Raw genomic sequence first — 16,616 nt, forward strand, 5'->3', positions numbered from 1 at the left:
TACTTCAAGTTGCCTGTGCGTTCGTTTACTCCAGTCACATAGGTATCTATGCTCCTGGAAATTCTCTTACGTGCCGCCTTCATGCAACTCGAATTATTCAGGAGAGAAAAGGGGTCAACTGCTTCGCCATCCAGTCGGCAATAAACGGCTGGGCGTCGCGGTTGGGATGAATGCCGTCATCCTGCATCCACTGCGGTTTCAGATATACCTCTTCCATAAAAAACGGTAACAGAGGAATATCGAACTCTTTGGCGAGCTTAGGATAAATGGCGCTAAAGGATTCATTATAACGGCGACCGTAGTTAGCGGGCAGATGAATTTGCATCAGTAACGGTTGGGCATCGGCGGCTTTCACCGTCTGAATGATTTTACGTAGCGTCTGTTCGGTTTGCGCAGGCGCAAAACCGCGTAGGCCATCGTTGCCGCCAAGTTCCACCACTACCCAGCGCGGGTGATGCTGTTGCAACAGCGCCGGCAAACGCGCCAGTCCCTGCTGCGAGGTATCACCGCTTATACTGGCATTAACGACCGACGTTTTGTTTTGCCATTTATCATTAAGGAGCGACGGCCATGCCGCGCTGGCGGCCATACGGTAACCGGCGCTGAGGCTATCGCCCAGAATTAATAAGGTGTCTGCGGCGGCGGCACGGAAAGTTAACAGGATCAAAAACAGGAAGGGCAAATGCCAGCGGAAAACAGTGTTGAAGTTCATCGTCTCAGGAAGTCCGTCGGTCAGGGTGAGCATGAGCTTTCCATCCTTACCGGAGTTGAACTGGTTGTCAAACGCGGTGAAACCATTGCGCTGATTGGCGAATCAGGATCGGGAAAATCTACGCTGCTGGCGATTCTCGCCGGACTGGATGACGGCAGTAGCGGAGAGGTCAGTCTGGTGGGGAAACCGCTTCACCAGATGGACGAAGAGGCGCGGGCGCAGCTTCGCGCTCAGCATGTCGGTTTTGTTTTTCAATCCTTCATGCTTATTCCTACGCTTAACGCGCTGGAAAACGTTGAGCTACCGGCCCTGCTACGCGGTGAAAACAGCGGTCAGAGTAAGGCGGGGGCGAAAGCGCTGCTCGAACAACTGGGACTGGGAAAACGGCTTGACCACCTTCCGGCACAGCTTTCCGGCGGCGAACAGCAGCGCGTAGCGCTGGCGCGCGCGTTTAACGGGCGTCCTGATGTGCTGTTTGCCGATGAGCCGACGGGCAACCTTGACCGTCAGACCGGAGATAAAATCGCCGACCTGCTATTTTCGCTTAACCGCGAGCACGGCACCACGCTGATTCTGGTGACGCACGACCCGGCGCTGGCGGCGCGCTGCGACCGGCGGCTGCGGTTGGTCAACGGTCAGTTACAGGAGGAGGCATGATAGCTCGCTGGTTCTGGCGCGAATGGCGCTCGCCGTCGCTGATTATTGTCTGGCTGGCGTTGAGTCTGGCGGTGGCCTGCGTACTGGCGCTCGGCAGTATCAGCGACCGGATGGAAAAAGGGTTAAGTCAGCAAAGCCGTGAGTTTATGGCAGGCGATCGGACGCTGCAAAGTTCGCGGGAGGTACCGAAAGCCTGGCTTGAAGAGGCGCGTAAACGCGGCCTTAACGTGGGCGAGCAGTTAACCTTTGCGACCATGACGTTTGCAGGCGATACGCCGCAACTGGCCAGCGTGAAGGCGGTAGATAGCGTTTATCCGATGTACGGCGAATTGCAAACCCGTCCTGGCGGAGTGAAACCGCAGCCGGGTAGCGTACTGCTGGCGCCGCGTCTGATGGCGCTGCTTAATTTAAAAACGGGCGATACCATTGATGTCGGCGACGTGACCTTGCGTATTGCCGGTGAAGTGGTGCAGGAGCCGGATTCCGGGTTTAACCCTTTTCAGATGGCGCCGCGTCTGATGATGAATATGGCCGATGTGGCAAAAACCGGTGCGATACAGCCGGGGAGTCGCGTGATGTGGCGGTATAAATTCGGCGGAACGCCGCAACAGCTTGCTGGCTATGAAAGCTGGCTGTTACCGCAGCTTAAACCGGAACATCGCTGGTACGGACTGGAACAGGATGACGGGGCATTGGGGAAATCGCTCGAACGTTCGCAGCAGTTTTTGCTGCTTTCGGCGTTATTAACGCTACTGCTGGCGGTAGCTGCCGTCGCGGTGGCGATGAGCCATTACTGTCGTAGCCGCTACGATCTGGTGGCGATTTTAAAAACGTTGGGCGCGGGCCGGGCCCAGTTGCGTAAACTTATTATCGGACAGTGGTTGATGGTGCTGGGGCTTTCCGCCGTCACGGGAGGCGCGATTGGGTTACTGTTTGAAAACATATTGCTGGTGCTGCTAAAACCGGTATTGCCCGCCGATTTGCCGCCCGCCAGCCTGTGGCCCTGGCTGTGGGCGCTGGGTGCGATGACGGTCATCTCTCTGCTGGTCGGTTTACGGCCTTATCGATTGTTGCTGGCGACCCAGCCGCTACGGGTGCTGCGCCGCGATGTTGTCGCTCGCGTCTGGCCGTTAAAAATTTATTTGCCTGTCGCCTGCGCCGTCGTGGTGGCGCTGCTCGCCGGATTGATGGGCGGAAGTATGCTGTTGTGGGCGGTTCTGGCGGGTGCAGTGATACTGGCGCTGCTGTGCGGTCTGGTGGGCTGGATGCTGCTTAACGTGCTGCGCGGCATGACGTTGACGTCGCTACCGCTGCGTCTGGCCGTCAGCCGACTTCTGCGTCAGCCGTGGTCAACGTTGAGTCAGCTTTCGGCGTTTTCGCTTTCGTTTATGCTGCTGGCGCTCTTGCTGGTGCTGCGCGGCGACCTCCTTGATCGCTGGCAACAGCAGCTCCCGCCGGAAAGTCCGAACTATTTCCTTATCAATATTGCTTCAGAGCAGGTCGCGCCGCTGAAAGCCTTTTTGGCGGAACATCAGGTGATTCCGCAGACGTTTTATCCGATTGTGCGGGCGCGGTTAACGAAGATAAACGGTAATCCGACGGAAGGTCAGCAGGATGAGTCGCTCAACCGTGAACTGAATTTGACCTGGCAGGATACGCGCCCGGCGCATAATCCGCTGGTCGCCGGTCACTGGCCGCCAAAATCGGGCGAAGTCTCTATGGAGGAGGGGCTGGCGAAGCGGCTGAACGTCAAACTCGGCGATAGCGTAACCTTTATGGGCGATACCCAGGCATTTAGCGCTAAAGTCACCAGCCTGCGTCAAGTGGACTGGGAAAGCCTGCGGCCCAACTTTTTCTTCATTTTTCCTTCCGGGGCGCTGGACGGGCAACCGCAAAGCTGGTTGACCAGTTTTCGCTGGGAGAATGGCAACGGCATGTTAACGCAGCTTAACCGCGAGTTTCCTACCGTCAGCCTGTTAGATATCGGGGCGATCCTGAAACAGGTGGGACAGGTGCTGGAGCAGGTCAGTCGGGCGCTGGAGGTGATGGTTGTGCTAGTCACCCTCTGCGGCATGTTGCTATTACTGGCCCAGGTACAGGTCGGGATGCGTCAGCGCCATCAGGAGCTGGTGGTGTGGCGCACGTTAGGAGCCGGAAAGAAACTGTTGCGTACCACACTCTGGTGCGAATTCGCCATGCTGGGGTTAGTTGCCGGGTTGGTCGCCGCGATTGGCGCGGAGACGGCGCTGGCGATCTTACAAATTAACGTTTTTGATTTCCCCTGGGAGCCGGACTGGCGTTTATGGGGCGCACTGCCGTTTTGCGGCGCGCTGCTGCTTTCCGTATGCGGCGGCTGGCTTGGCGTTCGTTTGCTGAAAGGCAAAGCGCTATTCCGACAGTTTAACGGATGATTCATGATGTGAATAATTTCGCGCCGGTTTTTAAAACGGCGCGTACTTTTTTAGTCGCACAAATTGCTAACTCCTTGATTTTTAGTAGCACAAATCATTAAAAAATACACAACACGTAAGGTTTTATAACAGTTATTATTTGCCTGCTAAATGATTTGGATTGGCTATCTATCAAGGAAAATATAATGACAATTAAAATAACAGCGTTGGCGGCATCGATCGGCGCGGCAATGGCTTTCATGCCTTTCGCCACTCAGGCGGAAATCACCGTTTTAAAACAAGATCCCCAGGCGGGTAATCCACTCAGCCGACTCAATTTCACCGTCGGCGGGAGTATACGTCCGCAGTTCCAGAATATGACCGGCAATGACGGCGCGAACGGTTATAAACGTAATGGTTTTGATGGCGGGACGCGTTTCCGCTTCGCCGCGGATTATTATCTGTTTGATGATATCAGTTGGATTAGCTATTACGAGCTGGGCGTCAATATCCCTGCGGTATTTGACTGGGATAACCATTATGCGAAGGGCGCGACTGATACCACTCGCCGTATGCTGTATACCGGCTTCAAGAGCGCGACGTGGGGAACGCTGACCTTCGGTCAACAGAACAGCATTTATTACGATGTGGTGGGCGTAAAAACCGATATCTGGGATTACGACATGATAGGTCAGGCGCCGGGCAACGGGATTAACGGCGACTACGATGGTTCTTATCGCACGCGTAAGTCATTGAAGTATAAGAAAAGAATTGGCAATATCGATCTCTACGCGTCTTATCTGTTCAGCGACGATTATAATGCCAATAACGGCCTGAATTACAAACGTAAAGGCGGCGGTTCTTTAGGCGCGGATTACCATCTCACCGACGATCTGACCTGGGGGACGGCATGGAACTATACCCGTGCGGAGATGCGCGGCAACGGCAATAAAACTTACGATCAAAATATTGTCGGTACCGCATTAAGCTGGACGCCGGAAAACTGGACTATCGCCGCAGGCGGCGGTTGGTATCAGAACTTTATGACGACCAAAAAAGTGTCTGTGAATGATTACTTTGCCGGCGATGCGTGGGGTCTGGAATATTTTGTCGGTTACGCTTTCCCGATTGGTCAGTATGCCGTGAAAGCTATTCAACCGTACTTTATGGGCGACCGCATTGAATATGTGAATGGCCGCGATTATCTGCGCACCGATAACGGCGTGGGGATCACCTTCCAACTGGATTATGGTTTCCGCGTTGATTATGAACATGTTTTCACCTCCAGCACTGACAATCTGGGCGATATGAACCTGGTGCGTCTGCGTTACGATTTCTAAAGCGTTTTCCTGTGCCGGATGTTGGCGTTAAGACCTCTTATCCGGCATTTCCCTTTACGCCATTCCCGCCTGACACACGCCTGAGCGCCTGCCTCGTACATTTAACGACACACCAGGAAACATCATGAAATAATTTCAAGGACAGCAGGCTGTGATCTGTGTCATGTTAAGAAATAGCCTTTCGTTTGGGCCAAAACAGACGATGCCGCATGAACGGCATCCGGCACAGCATCACACTATTTAAAATGGAGAAATTATGGGATTGCGTCAGAGTTTACGCATTGCGGCCAGCACGCTATTACTGGCCTGCGGATTACAGTTTGCCCATGCCGATGGTTCCCCGCAAACGATCGTATTTGGCGTCGCGCCAGGGCCGTATGGCGACATGGTGAAGCAGGCGATTGCGCCGACATTAAAAGAAAAAGGGTATAAGGTCGTGGTGCGCGAGTTTAGCGACTATGTCCAGCCCAATATGGCGTTAGCTAACGGCAGCATCGACGCCAACCTCTTTCAACATACCCTCTATTTTGACAAATTCACCGCTGACAAAGGGCTGAAGCTCAGCAAACTTATTGTGGTACCGACCGCCGGGATGGGCTTCTATTCACGTAAAATCAACAGCCTGGATGCGCTTAAAAAAGGGGACATTATTACCCTCTCCAACGATCCGACCAACCTGGCGCGCGGCCTTCGCTTCCTGCAATCGTTGGGGCTTATCACGATTAAGGACAATATCGATCCGACCAAAGCCTCTGAACGAGATATCGCCAGCAATCCAAAAGGACTGGTTTTCAAACCGCTGGAAGCCGCACAGCTACCACGCACGCTGGATGGCGTGACCGGCGCGCTGGTTAACGGGAACTTTGCGGTGGCGGCAGGACTCGATCTCTCCAGCGCGATTAAGCAGGAACACCTGGATGAGAATCTGAAAAATATCATTGCGGTACGCAGTGAAGATGCCGATAAGCCGTTTGCCAAAGATATTGTCGAGGCGGTGAAATCGCCGGCTTATCGCGCGGTTATCGACGATCCAAAGAATATTTATAGCGCCTTCCAGAAACCGGAATGGATGACCGCGACACCCTGATCGCAGCGGTGGCCATCCCCAATTTCTGAGGTGAATATGATTGAAATAGAAAAAGTCTGCGTCGATTTTACCGCCGGTCGCGGTACCCCCACGCGCGCGGTGGATGATGTGAGCCTGCATATCGCCACGGGCGAGATTTTTGGCATTGTCGGTACCAGCGGCGCAGGAAAAAGCACTCTGCTGCGTACCCTGAACGCCTTAACGCGTCCCAGTCAGGGGCGCGTCAACGTCAACGGCGTGGAAATTTCGGCGCTGGACGGAAAAGCGTTACGCCAGGCGCGGCAGCGTATTGGTATGATTTTCCAGCATTTTAACTTAATGCATACCCGGACAGTGGCGCAAAACGTGGCGTTTAGCCTGAAAGCGGCTGGCTGGGAACGCAGCAAAATCGCGCCGCGGGTGGCGGAAATTTTAACGCTGGTGGGCCTTGCCGATAAAGCGAACCGTTTTCCGGTACAGCTCAGCGGCGGGCAAAAACAGCGGGTGGGGATAGCCCGCGCCATCGCTAACCATCCGGATGTTTTGCTGTGTGATGAACCGACTTCCGCTCTGGATCTGGAAACTTCCGCCACGATTCTGGCCCTGCTCAGACAGATCAACGCACAGCTTGGGATTACTATTGTGCTGATCACCCATGAAATGAACGTGATCAAATCTATTTGCGATCGCGTGGCGGTGATGTCGGGCGGTAAGGTTGTGGAATCGGGCGAGGTGTTTGATGTGTTTGCCCACCCGCAACACGCTTTCACACAGCAACTGGTGTCTCATACCCTTAATTTGACCCTGCCGGAACGTTTACGGGAACACCTGCCCGGGCAGTTGCTGAAAATTTTGTTTATCGGCGATTCGGCGGAGCAGCCGGTACTGTCAGAGGTGGCGATCAAGTTTGGCGTCGCGGTCAATATCCTGCATGGCAAGATTGAGTATATCGGCGAACGCGCGTTGGGCATTCTGGTGGTGCAATTAACCGCGCCGCATAATCCAACGGCGGTGGCGGCCGCCGTGGAGCATATCCGTCAACGTACTGCACAGGTGGAGGTGATCCGTGGATGATTTATTGCCGGATTTAACGCTGGCGTTCAATGAAACTTTCCAGATGTTGAGTATTTCAACGGTGCTGGCGATTCTTGGCGGTCTACCGCTCGGTTTTCTGATTTTTGTCACCGATCGTCATCTGTTCTGGCAGAACCGTTTTATTTATCTCGTCGCCTCGGTTCTGGTGAATATTATCCGCTCGGTGCCATTTGTTATTTTACTGGTGCTGTTACTACCGCTAACGCAGCTTTTGCTGGGTAATACGATTGGCCCGATTGCAGCCTCCGTCCCGCTGTCGGTGGCCGCAATCGCGTTTTATGCACGCCTGGTAGATAGCGCGCTCCGTGAAGTCGATAAAGGGATTATTGAGGCGGCGCTGGCATTCGGCGCTAGTCCGATGCGTATTATCTGTACCGTACTGTTGCCGGAAGCCAGCGCAGGGCTGCTGCGCGGCCTGACGATTACATTGGTAAGCTTAATCGGCTACTCGGCGATGGCCGGGATTGTCGGCGGCGGCGGGGTAGGCGACCTGGCGATTCGCTATGGCTACTACCGTTACGAAACCGAAGTGATGGTTGTTACCGTGGTGGCGCTGATTGTGCTGGTTCAGGTCGTTCAGATGCTGGGCGACTGGCTGGCAAAACGTGCCGACAAGCGCGACAGACACTAAGCCGGCTCAATGTAGCGTCAGCCGGCAATAAAAATAAGCTATTGCGCTTTTAGCCAGTTGGCAACCTCTTGCCATGGGCCGCGAAAAACGATATTCGCGGCTTTTTTCTCCAGTTGATAGCGATACATTGGGTCGTAATATTCGTTAAGTAGCGGAACCAGCCATGCCATATGGCCGTCGGTGCTGCCGCTGGATAATTGTTCCGCCAGCGCCCTATCCAGCGTGTCCGTCAGTTCGGCAAAGCGTTGCAACCCCAGACGGCGGCGAATAGCGAACAGTCCATGATGAAGATATTCACTATACGCCTGCCAACCGGCTTCATCGCCGTAGGCGTGGGTGAAGTCGTGATGCATACGGATGAAATACTCTTCACGCAGTCGTTCCAGACGAAGCGCAAACGGATCTTCCACTACCGCAATGGGGGCCTGCGCCATTCTTTCGCGTAAACACTCAGGCAGATGGTTGGCGCCGATCGTTCGCCCTTCATCTTCCAGTACCCACCTTTTTAGCGTCTGACGCGCGTTAATTTTCAGCAATTCAACGGCAAGCTTGTTTTCAAAACTGGCCTGACTGAGCTGGGGTTTCAGCGTGCGGCCAAAAGAGGAGCCGCGATGACGCGCGAGACCTTCCAGATCCACGCCGTTGGGCTGTTGTCGCACCAGTTGCGTTTTGCCGCTGCCCGTACAGCCGCCAATTAAAAGTATCGGTTTTTGCGCCAGTTGCCAGGTCGCCTGAATTGCTGTCTGGCGCAGCGCTTTATAGCCGCCTTCAATAAGCGGGCAGTCAATCCCTGTTTCTTTCAGCCAACGTTGTACGATATGTGACCGCTGACCGCCGCGCGCGCAGCACAGATACCCATTGGGGAAACGTTGATACGCGGCTTTCCAGGCCTCAAGCCGCTGCTGGCGAATGTCGCCGCAAACCAGCCGATGCCCCAACGCTAACGCCGCATCCGCGCCCTGACGTTTGTAGCAGGTGCCGACGGCGGCTCGCTCGTCGTCCATCATCAATGGCAGGTTGATGGTGCCCGGCATGGCGCCCTGTTCAAACTCAATCGGCGCGCGTACATCAATTAAAGGCGTATCGGCAAGGAGGAGCGCGCGATAGTCCTGTGCTTTTTGTCTGTCTTGCATAACGTAAAACGTAACCTTAAATCATCCTTTGCGCTATTTTACGCGCCAATTCGCAAAGTGGCTTGATTTTTAACAGCGTACCGTGTTGAAAATGGATAAAAAACCGGCTATTTCGGGCTGTCGTTGGGTAAATAATTTCACAATGTCTTCTACCGCTTTGCCTCCGCCAAATTTATGCCAGGCGAGGCTTAACGGTGAGGGCGGACGCATCGTCGGAATGGTACAGCTCACCAGTTCGTTTTTGTCGATCAGCGTTTGACAAAGCGGCTGCGGGACAAAACCGATACCGACGCCTGCCAGATGAGCGGCGATTTTGGTTTCCATATCAGGCACGATAATTTCCTTCTGCCCCGGAAGGCGCCAGGCTACCCGCTTGGTCAGCGTACGCGCGCTGTCTTCGATATTAATTGCCGGGAAACGGCGCAGCTGCGCTTCTGTTAGAGGCCCGCTGACGTGAGCTAAAGGATGATCCGCGGACATCACAAAACGCCATTGTACGGAACCTAAAGGGTCGAGCATAAAGGTATTAGCCAACGGCTCGGTGCCAGTTACGCCAATCGCCAGCGAAAAACCTTCATACAGGAGCGAATCCCAGACGCCCATATAAATTTGCCGGGAAAAGTGAAACTGAGTGAAAGGGTAACGCGCATTAAGCCACGATAAGAGACTGGCGACCGCTTGCGGGCTATAGAGCAGGTTATTCACCACAATATTGACCTGACGCTCTACGCCGTCGTTAACCTGGCGTAGCTCGTCAGGCATGCTATCCAGCCACGCAAGCCAGTCTTTTGCCTGAGAGAGAAGGTGAGAGCCCGCCGCCGTCAACGAGACGCTTCGCGTTGTGCGAAAGAACAGCCCTACGCCGGTATTTTCCTCCAGCAGTTTGATGCGGTAGCTAATGGTTGCCGTGGTTTTACACAGGCGCTCCGCCGCTTTGGAGAAACTCCCCGTTTCGGCAACGCTGATAAAGGTACGCAGTGTTTCCGGGTCAAACATCGTCAGACGCCTCCTTACGATCCTGATAAAACCAGAATTGTTTTCCTATGATTTTTAAGTAGTTTTACATAATAGCCATGTTTGATTTGTGGTCTAAATCTACTTTTGGAAAAATATTCCAACTTTTATGTTGATGTTAAATCCCGAAGGTTTTAGATTGCATGGTATTGAAACCGGACAGAGTCCAAACCGCGGTTAAACGGAATCGAGCTACAAGGGAAAAATAATGAAACTTGAGGTATTACCGTTAGATCAGAAGACGTTCAGCGCTTATGGCGATGTTATTGAGACGCAGGAACGTGACTTTTTTCATATAAACAACGGGTTAGTTGAGCGATATCACGACCTGGCGAAGGTTGAAGTTCTGGAGCAGGATCGCACGCTGATCAGTATTAACAGGGCGCAACCGGCAGCGATGCCTATTGTGGTACATGAACTGGAACGTCATCCTTTAGGTACGCAGGCGTTTGTGCCGATGAACGGCGAGGCTTTTGTCGTTATTGTCGCGCTCGGCGATGATAAACCCGATCTCTCCACGCTGCGGGCGTTTATTAGCAATGGACGGCAGGGCGTCAATTATCACCGTAATGTATGGCATCACCCGCTGTTTGCGTGGCAGACGGTTACCGATTTTCTGACGGTGGATCGCGGCGGCAGCGATAACTGTGATGTTGAAAGTATCCCGACACATGAACTCTGTTTTGCGTGACGCTATTGGCCTTCTTGCATAAGATGAACATATTGTTCATTGTTTATGCTCATATTTTGGGCCGGAGTTAACGTAAATATGACGGAAGTAAGACGACGCGGCAGGCCAGGACAGGCAGAGCCGACTGCGCAGAAAGGCGCTCAGGCGCTGGAGAGGGGCATAGCGATATTGCAATATCTCGAAAGAAGCGGCGGCAGTTCATCAGTTAGCGATATTTCCGGCAGCCTGGATTTACCGCTTTCTACGACGTTTCGCCTGTTAAAGGTACTGCAAGCGGCTGATTTTGTGTACCAGGATAGCCAGCTTGGCTGGTGGCATATTGGTTTAGGCGTATTTAATGTGGGCTCTGCGTATATTCATAATCGCGATGTCCTCTCGGTGGCCGGACCCTTTATGCACCGACTTATGCTGCTTTCTGGCGAGACGGTCAACGTAGCGATTCGCAACGGTAATGAAGCGGTGTTAATCGGTCAAAAGGAGTGCAAATCGATGGTCAGAATGTGCGCGCCCTTAGGGAGTCGTCTGCCGTTACATGCTTCCGGCGCCGGAAAAGCGCTGCTTTACCCGCTCACCGAAGAAGAGCTGGTGGGGATCGTCGTCAATACCGGTTTGCGGCGGTTTACGCCGACCACTCTGGTGGATTTACCTATCCTGCTTAAAAATCTGGAACAGGCGCGTGAACAGGGCTACACCGTTGACCAGGAAGAACATGTTGTCGGGCTGAATTGTATCGCCTCCGCTATCTATGACGATGCGGGCAGCGTGGTCGCCGCTATCTCAATATCGGGACCGGCTTCCCGGCTGACGGAAGATCGCTTTATCAGCCAGGGTGAACTGGTACGGGATACTGCGAAAGACATCAGTACGGCGCTTGGGCTAAAACCCCCTGTAGCCTGAGCCGCATCCCGCTCGCTGGAGCGGGACTTTTTTAAAATTTTTAAAAGTTGGAAACTTTTTCCAATAAAAAGAGGTAGCAATAAAATGGCAAAAATGAGAGCCGTGGATGCGGCAATGTATGTGCTGGAAAAAGAAGGTATCACCACAGCATTCGGCGTTCCTGGGGCTGCAATCAACCCCTTCTATTCTGCAATGCGTAAGCATGGAGGCATTCGCCATATACTGGCGCGTCATGTGGAAGGCGCTTCGCATATGGCTGAGGGCTACACACGTGCGGCTGCAGGTAATATTGGGGTCTGCCTGGGCACTTCCGGCCCGGCGGGAACCGACATGATCACCGCGCTCTATTCCGCTTCTGCCGACTCTATCCCGATTTTATGCATTACCGGCCAGGCGCCACGAGCGCGTCTGCACAAGGAAGATTTCCAGGCAGTCGATATTGAAGCGATTGCAAAACCAGTCAGCAAGATGGCAGTGACGGTTCGTGAGGCGGCGCTGGTGCCGCGCGTATTACAGCAGGCTTTTCATCTGATGCGCTCAGGCCGCCCAGGTCCTGTACTGGTTGATTTACCGTTTGATGTCCAGGTTGCGGAGATCGAATTCGATCCGGATATGTATGAGCCGTTGCCGGTATATAAGCCAGCCGCCAGCCGAGTACAGATTGAAAAGGCGCTGGAGATGCTGATTCAGTCCGAGCGTCCGGTAATTGTCGCGGGCGGCGGGGTTATTAACGCCGACGCCGCGCCACTGCTGCAGCAGTTTGCCGAACTGACCAGCGTACCGGTGATCCCTACTCTGATGGGCTGGGGCTGTATCCCGGACGATCACCCCTTAATGGCGGGGATGGTCGGCCTGCAAACGGCGCATCGCTACGGCAACGCCACTCTGCTGGCATCTGATATGGTTTTTGGCATCGGTAACCGTTTCGCCAACCGTCATACGGGGTCCGTTGAGAAATATACTCAGGGGCGAAAAATCATCCATATCGATATTGAACCGACGCAAATTGGCCGCGTGTTGTGCCCGGATCTGGGCATCGTTTCGGACGCCAAAGCGGCGCTAACGTTGCTGATCGATGTCGCGCAGGAGATGCAAAAGGCGGGGCGTTTGCCATGCCGGAAGACCTGGGTGGACGAATGCCAGCAGCGTAAACGGACTTTGCTGCGTAAAACCCACTTTGACAACGTGCCAGTGAAGCCGCAGCGCGTCTATGAAGAGATGAACAAAGCCTTTGGTCGCGATGTGTGCTATGTCACCACCATTGGATTGTCGCAAATCGCGGCAGCGCAGATGCTGCATGTGTTTAAAGACAGACACTGGATCAACTGCGGCCAGGCGGGGCCTCTTGGCTGGACAATCCCAGCGGCATTAGGGGTATGTGCTGCCGATCCGCAACGCAATGTGGTGGCGATTTCCGGCGATTTCGACTTCCAGTTCCTGATCGAAGAGTTAGCCGTCGGCGCGCAGTTTAACATTCCGTATATCCATGTGCTGGTTAACAACGCTTATCTTGGCCTGATTCGCCAGTCGCAACGCGCATTTGACATGGACTACTGCGTACAGCTCGCCTTTGAAAATATCAACTCCAGCGAAGTGAATGGCTATGGCGTTGACCATGTAAAAGTGGCGGAAGGGTTAGGCTGTAAAGCCATTCGTGTCTTTAAACCGGAAGATATTGCGCCTGCATTTGAACAAGCCAAAGCGCTAATGGCGCAATATCGCGTTCCGGTGGTGGTGGAAGTCATTCTGGAACGCGTAACCAATATTTCCATGGGCAGCGAACTGGATAACGTAACCGAGTTTGAAGAGGTTGCGGATAGTGCGAAAGATGCGCCAACAGAAACCTGTTTTATGAAATATGAGTAAGGGAGGTAATCGATGTTACGTTTCTCTGCCAATCTTTCTATGCTGTTTACGGAATATGATTTCCTGGAACGCTTTGATAAAGCGGCGTTGTCGGGATTTCGCGGCGTGGAATTCATGTTTCCCTACGATAACGACATCGAAGTGTTAAAACGTAAGCTCAGGGATAATAATCTGGAACATACGTTACATAATTTACCGGCTGGCGACTGGGCGGCTGGCGAACGTGGAATTGCCTGTATTCCTGGGCGCGAAGAAGAGTTTCGCGATGGCGTAGCGGCCGCAATCCGCTATGCACGTGCGTTAGGCAATAAGAAAATAAATTGTCTGGTGGGTAAAACGCCGTCAGGATTCTCCGCAACGGAGATCCACGACACGTTGGTCGAAAACCTGCGCTATGCGGCAAATATGCTGGCGAAAGAAGACATTTTATTACTTATCGAACCTATTAATCACTTTGATATGCCGGGATTCCATCTCACCGGCACTCAACAGGCGTTAGCATTAATTAAGGATATCGGCAGCGATAATATCAAAATTCAGTATGATATTTATCACATGCAACGCATGGAAGGGGAATTAACGCAAACCATGACGGCATGGGCCGATAAAATAGGCCATTTACAGATTGCTGATAACCCGCGTCGCGGCGAGCCGGGGACAGGGGAAATTAATTATGACTTTATTTTTAATGTCATTAAACAGTCTGGTTATGATGGCTGGGTTGGCTGTGAATATAAACCACTGACTACCACGGAAGCGGGATTATCGTGGATTAATCAGTACCGTTAAAACGCAGAATAATTCGGGCAGCGCTTTTTTTTCCACTGTGTTGGAAGGGGATTGTGTTGCCTGAATCTGGAAACACCGAAAGCAATAAAAGAGGTTGTATATGAAACTGGGATTTATTGGCCTGGGAATTATGGGCTCGCCAATGGCTATCAATTTGGCACGCGCCGGTCATCAATTACACGTTACGACTATTGGTCCGGTCGCGGACGAACTGCTCTCGCTGGGGGCGGTAAATGTTGAGACTGCACGTCAGGTAACTGAATTTGCAGACATCATCTTCATAATGGTGCCGGATACGCCGCAGGTTGAAGACGTGTTATTTGGCGAACACGGTTGCGCTAAAACATCGCTTCAGGGAAAAACCATCGTCGATATGAGTTCTATTTCTCCTATCGAAACCAAACGTTTTGCCCAGCGCGTTAATGAAATGGGCGCTGATTACCTGGATGCCCCGGTTTCCGGGGGAGAAATCGGGGCGCGTGAAGGCACTCTGTCGATTATGGTCGGCGGCGAGCAGAAAGTCTTTGACCGCGTTAAACCGCTCTTTGACATCCTGGGAAAAAATATCACCCTGGTGGGCGGCAATGGGGATGGGCAAACCTGTAAGGTGGCTAACCAAATTATTGTTGCGCTGAATATTGAAGCGGTTTCTGAAGCCTTAGTGTTTGCTTCAAAAGCAGGTGCCGATCCGGTACGCGTGCGCCAGGCGTTAATGGGCGGGTTCGCCTCTTCACGCATTCTGGAAGTTCACGGCGAGCGGATGATCAACCGGACGTTCGAGCCTGGTTTCAAAATCGCGCTTCATCAGAAAGACCTTAATCTTGCATTGCAAAGCGCAAAAGCGCTGGCGCTGAATTTACCGAATACGGCGACCTGCCAGGAATTATTCAATACCTGTGCGGCAAATGGCGGGAGCCAGCTTGATCATTCGGCAATGGTACAGGCGCTGGAATTAATGGCCAATCATAAATTGTCCTAATTATGTGTATCGCTGCGGCTGCAGCGATACCTGTTCACAAGGAACACTCTGTAAAGGTGAAGAACATGAGTGAAACTAAAAAATCCGGAATTGATTACTGGAAACAAATTGTTGTCGTAATGAGTCTGGGCTGGGTAGCGATTTGGATCTATCGCACCGTGCTTACGCCAATTTATCCAGAAATTCAGGCATCTTTAGACAATGTAAGTAATGCTGAAATAGGCGCCATTGCAAGTTTTTACTTTTTTGCTTACTGCAGTATGCAAATCCCTTGCGGAATATTGGTCGATAAATTCGGTCAAAAAATCATGCTGATGGCCGGATTTACGCTTTTTATTATTGGTACACTCTGTATCGCGAAAGCCAATGGCCTGACCATGATCTATATAGGGTCGCTAATGGCAGGTGGCGGATGCGCTTCTTTCTTTAGCTCGGCTTATTCACTCTCTTCGGCAAACGTGCCGCAGGCCCGTCGGGCATTAGCCAACGCGATTATCAACAGCGGGTCGGCTATAGGGATGGGGATTGGCTTAATCGGTTCCAGCGTGTTAGTAAAAAACATGAGCATGGCCTGGCAGAATGTACTGTATATCGTGGCCGCGATATTAGTAATCATGCTGTGCGTCTTTACGCTGATCATTCGCGGTAAAGCCAAAAGCGACTCTGCGCAAGCGGAAAAGCAAACCCAAACCGTTACGGAAGATGAGAAACGCGCGCCTTTATTCTCTGGTTTATTGTGTAGCGTTTACTTCCTCTATTTCTGTACCTGCTACGGTTATTATTTGATAGTGACCTGGCTGCCCTCTTATCTCCAGACTGAAAGAGGATTTGATGGCGGAGCTATCGGGCTGGCATCAGCGCTGGTAGCGGTGGTTGGCGTACCGGGGGCATTATTTTTTAGCCATCTGTCAGATAAATTCCGTAACAGTAAAGTTAAGGTTATTCTCGGTCTGGAAATTGTGGCGGCTGCAATGTTGGCGTTTACGGTTTTGTCCCCGAATACCACGATGCTGATGGTCAGCCTGACGCTATACGGCTTGCTGGGGAAAATGGCGGTAGACCCGATCCTGATCTCCTTTGTATCTGAACAGGCTTCGGCAAAAAGTCTGGGAAGAGCTTTCAGCCTTTTTAACTTCTTTGGCATGAGTTCAGCGGTTGTCGCTCCAACGTTGACCGGATTTATTTCGGATGTAACGGGGTCGAAGGAGATCAGTTTTGTGATTTCAGCATGTTTAGTGGTTACCGGAACGCTGATCTTTGCTGTCGTCACTTTATATAAAAAGAAAGCAACACAACGTATTGCTTCAGCTTAAAAATAATTATATCTACTGTTTCTTTATTTTATATTTATTTGTT

15 protein-coding genes are annotated in these 16,616 nt (G+C 52.4%); 12 read left to right on the forward strand and 3 right to left on the reverse strand.

Annotated elements, in window-relative coordinates:
- Positions 1 to 97 precede the first annotated feature (97 nt).
- Positions 98 to 712, reverse strand: coding sequence for a multifunctional acyl-CoA thioesterase I/protease I/lysophospholipase L1 (gene tesA / locus ACLJQJ_RS01235; protein ID WP_001010574.1), 615 nt, complete (start codon positions 710 to 712; stop codon positions 98 to 100).
- On the opposite strand from tesA, the gene ybbA reads away from it, so the two are divergent.
- The 6 genes from ybbA to ACLJQJ_RS01265 all read left to right on the forward strand — a co-directional run bounded on the left by ybbA (position 683) and on the right by ACLJQJ_RS01265 (position 7,891).
- A complete protein-coding gene (ybbA, locus tag ACLJQJ_RS01240) occupies positions 683 to 1,369 on the forward strand; it encodes a putative ABC transporter ATP-binding protein YbbA (RefSeq protein ID WP_001110598.1) in 687 nt (228 codons plus the stop codon). The two genes, tesA and ybbA, sit on opposite strands and share 30 nt — an antisense overlap.
- Positions 1,366 to 3,780, forward strand: a complete 2,415-nt coding sequence (gene ybbP / locus ACLJQJ_RS01245; protein WP_039518843.1) for a putative ABC transporter permease subunit YbbP — start codon at positions 1,366 to 1,368, stop codon at positions 3,778 to 3,780. Before ybbA ends, ybbP begins: the two co-directional genes overlap by 4 nt.
- Before the next feature lie 185 nt (positions 3,781 to 3,965).
- Positions 3,966 to 5,099: a porin gene (locus tag ACLJQJ_RS01250; RefSeq protein ID WP_063808870.1), complete on the forward strand. Its 1,134-nt coding sequence runs from the start codon at positions 3,966 to 3,968 to the stop codon at positions 5,097 to 5,099.
- A 256-nt stretch (positions 5,100 to 5,355) separates the two neighbouring features.
- Positions 5,356 to 6,186 (forward strand): MetQ/NlpA family ABC transporter substrate-binding protein, encoded by an 831-nt coding sequence (locus ACLJQJ_RS01255; protein WP_000524311.1) that lies wholly within the window; start codon positions 5,356 to 5,358, stop codon positions 6,184 to 6,186.
- A 36-nt stretch (positions 6,187 to 6,222) separates the two neighbouring features.
- Positions 6,223 to 7,239 (forward strand): virulence-associated ABC transporter ATP-binding protein SfbB, encoded by a 1,017-nt coding sequence (gene sfbB, locus ACLJQJ_RS01260; RefSeq protein WP_063808869.1) that lies wholly within the window; start codon positions 6,223 to 6,225, stop codon positions 7,237 to 7,239.
- Positions 7,232 to 7,891 (forward strand): methionine ABC transporter permease, encoded by a 660-nt coding sequence (locus ACLJQJ_RS01265; protein WP_000342247.1) that lies wholly within the window; start codon positions 7,232 to 7,234, stop codon positions 7,889 to 7,891. Before sfbB ends, ACLJQJ_RS01265 begins: the two co-directional genes overlap by 8 nt.
- 38 nt (positions 7,892 to 7,929) lie before the next feature.
- On the opposite strand, the gene mnmH is transcribed toward ACLJQJ_RS01265, so the two are convergent.
- Positions 7,930 to 9,024 carry a tRNA 2-selenouridine(34) synthase MnmH gene (mnmH, locus tag ACLJQJ_RS01270; RefSeq protein WP_063808868.1) on the reverse strand — a complete coding sequence of 365 codons (1,095 nt, stop codon included), beginning with the start codon at positions 9,022 to 9,024 and terminating at the stop codon, positions 7,930 to 7,932.
- Positions 9,025 to 9,093: 69 nt separating this feature from the next.
- Positions 9,094 to 10,020 carry an HTH-type transcriptional activator AllS gene (gene allS / locus ACLJQJ_RS01275; protein WP_000460169.1) on the reverse strand — a complete coding sequence of 309 codons (927 nt, stop codon included), beginning with the start codon at positions 10,018 to 10,020 and terminating at the stop codon, positions 9,094 to 9,096.
- A 226-nt stretch (positions 10,021 to 10,246) separates the two neighbouring features.
- Here allS and allA point away from each other — a divergent pair, with 226 nt between their 5' ends.
- The 6 genes from allA to ACLJQJ_RS01305 all read left to right on the forward strand — a co-directional run bounded on the left by allA (position 10,247) and on the right by ACLJQJ_RS01305 (position 16,573).
- Complete coding sequence (gene allA, locus ACLJQJ_RS01280) at positions 10,247 to 10,729, forward strand: ureidoglycolate lyase (RefSeq protein ID WP_000764659.1); 483 nt, start codon at positions 10,247 to 10,249, stop codon at positions 10,727 to 10,729.
- Positions 10,730 to 10,807: 78 nt separating this feature from the next.
- Positions 10,808 to 11,626 carry an HTH-type transcriptional repressor AllR gene (gene allR / locus ACLJQJ_RS01285; protein WP_000141265.1) on the forward strand — a complete coding sequence of 273 codons (819 nt, stop codon included), beginning with the start codon at positions 10,808 to 10,810 and terminating at the stop codon, positions 11,624 to 11,626.
- A gap of 84 nt (positions 11,627 to 11,710) precedes the next feature.
- Complete coding sequence (gcl, locus tag ACLJQJ_RS01290; protein WP_001096868.1) at positions 11,711 to 13,492, forward strand: glyoxylate carboligase; 1,782 nt, start codon at positions 11,711 to 11,713, stop codon at positions 13,490 to 13,492.
- 12 nt (positions 13,493 to 13,504) lie between these two features.
- Positions 13,505 to 14,281: a hydroxypyruvate isomerase Gip gene (gene gip, locus ACLJQJ_RS01295; protein ID WP_000943591.1), complete on the forward strand. Its 777-nt coding sequence runs from the start codon at positions 13,505 to 13,507 to the stop codon at positions 14,279 to 14,281.
- Between the two features lie 100 nt (positions 14,282 to 14,381).
- Positions 14,382 to 15,260, forward strand: coding sequence for a 2-hydroxy-3-oxopropionate reductase (glxR, locus tag ACLJQJ_RS01300; protein WP_000765810.1), 879 nt, complete (start codon positions 14,382 to 14,384; stop codon positions 15,258 to 15,260).
- 65 nt (positions 15,261 to 15,325) lie between these two features.
- On the forward strand, positions 15,326 to 16,573 hold the full coding sequence (locus ACLJQJ_RS01305; RefSeq protein WP_000005070.1) for an MFS transporter: 1,248 nt from the start codon (positions 15,326 to 15,328) through the stop codon (positions 16,571 to 16,573).
- Positions 16,574 to 16,616 lie beyond the last annotated feature (43 nt).

The organism is Salmonella sp. SAL04202 (assembly GCF_046550775.1).
In the GTDB taxonomy this organism is placed as follows: domain Bacteria; phylum Pseudomonadota; class Gammaproteobacteria; order Enterobacterales; family Enterobacteriaceae; genus Salmonella; species Salmonella enterica.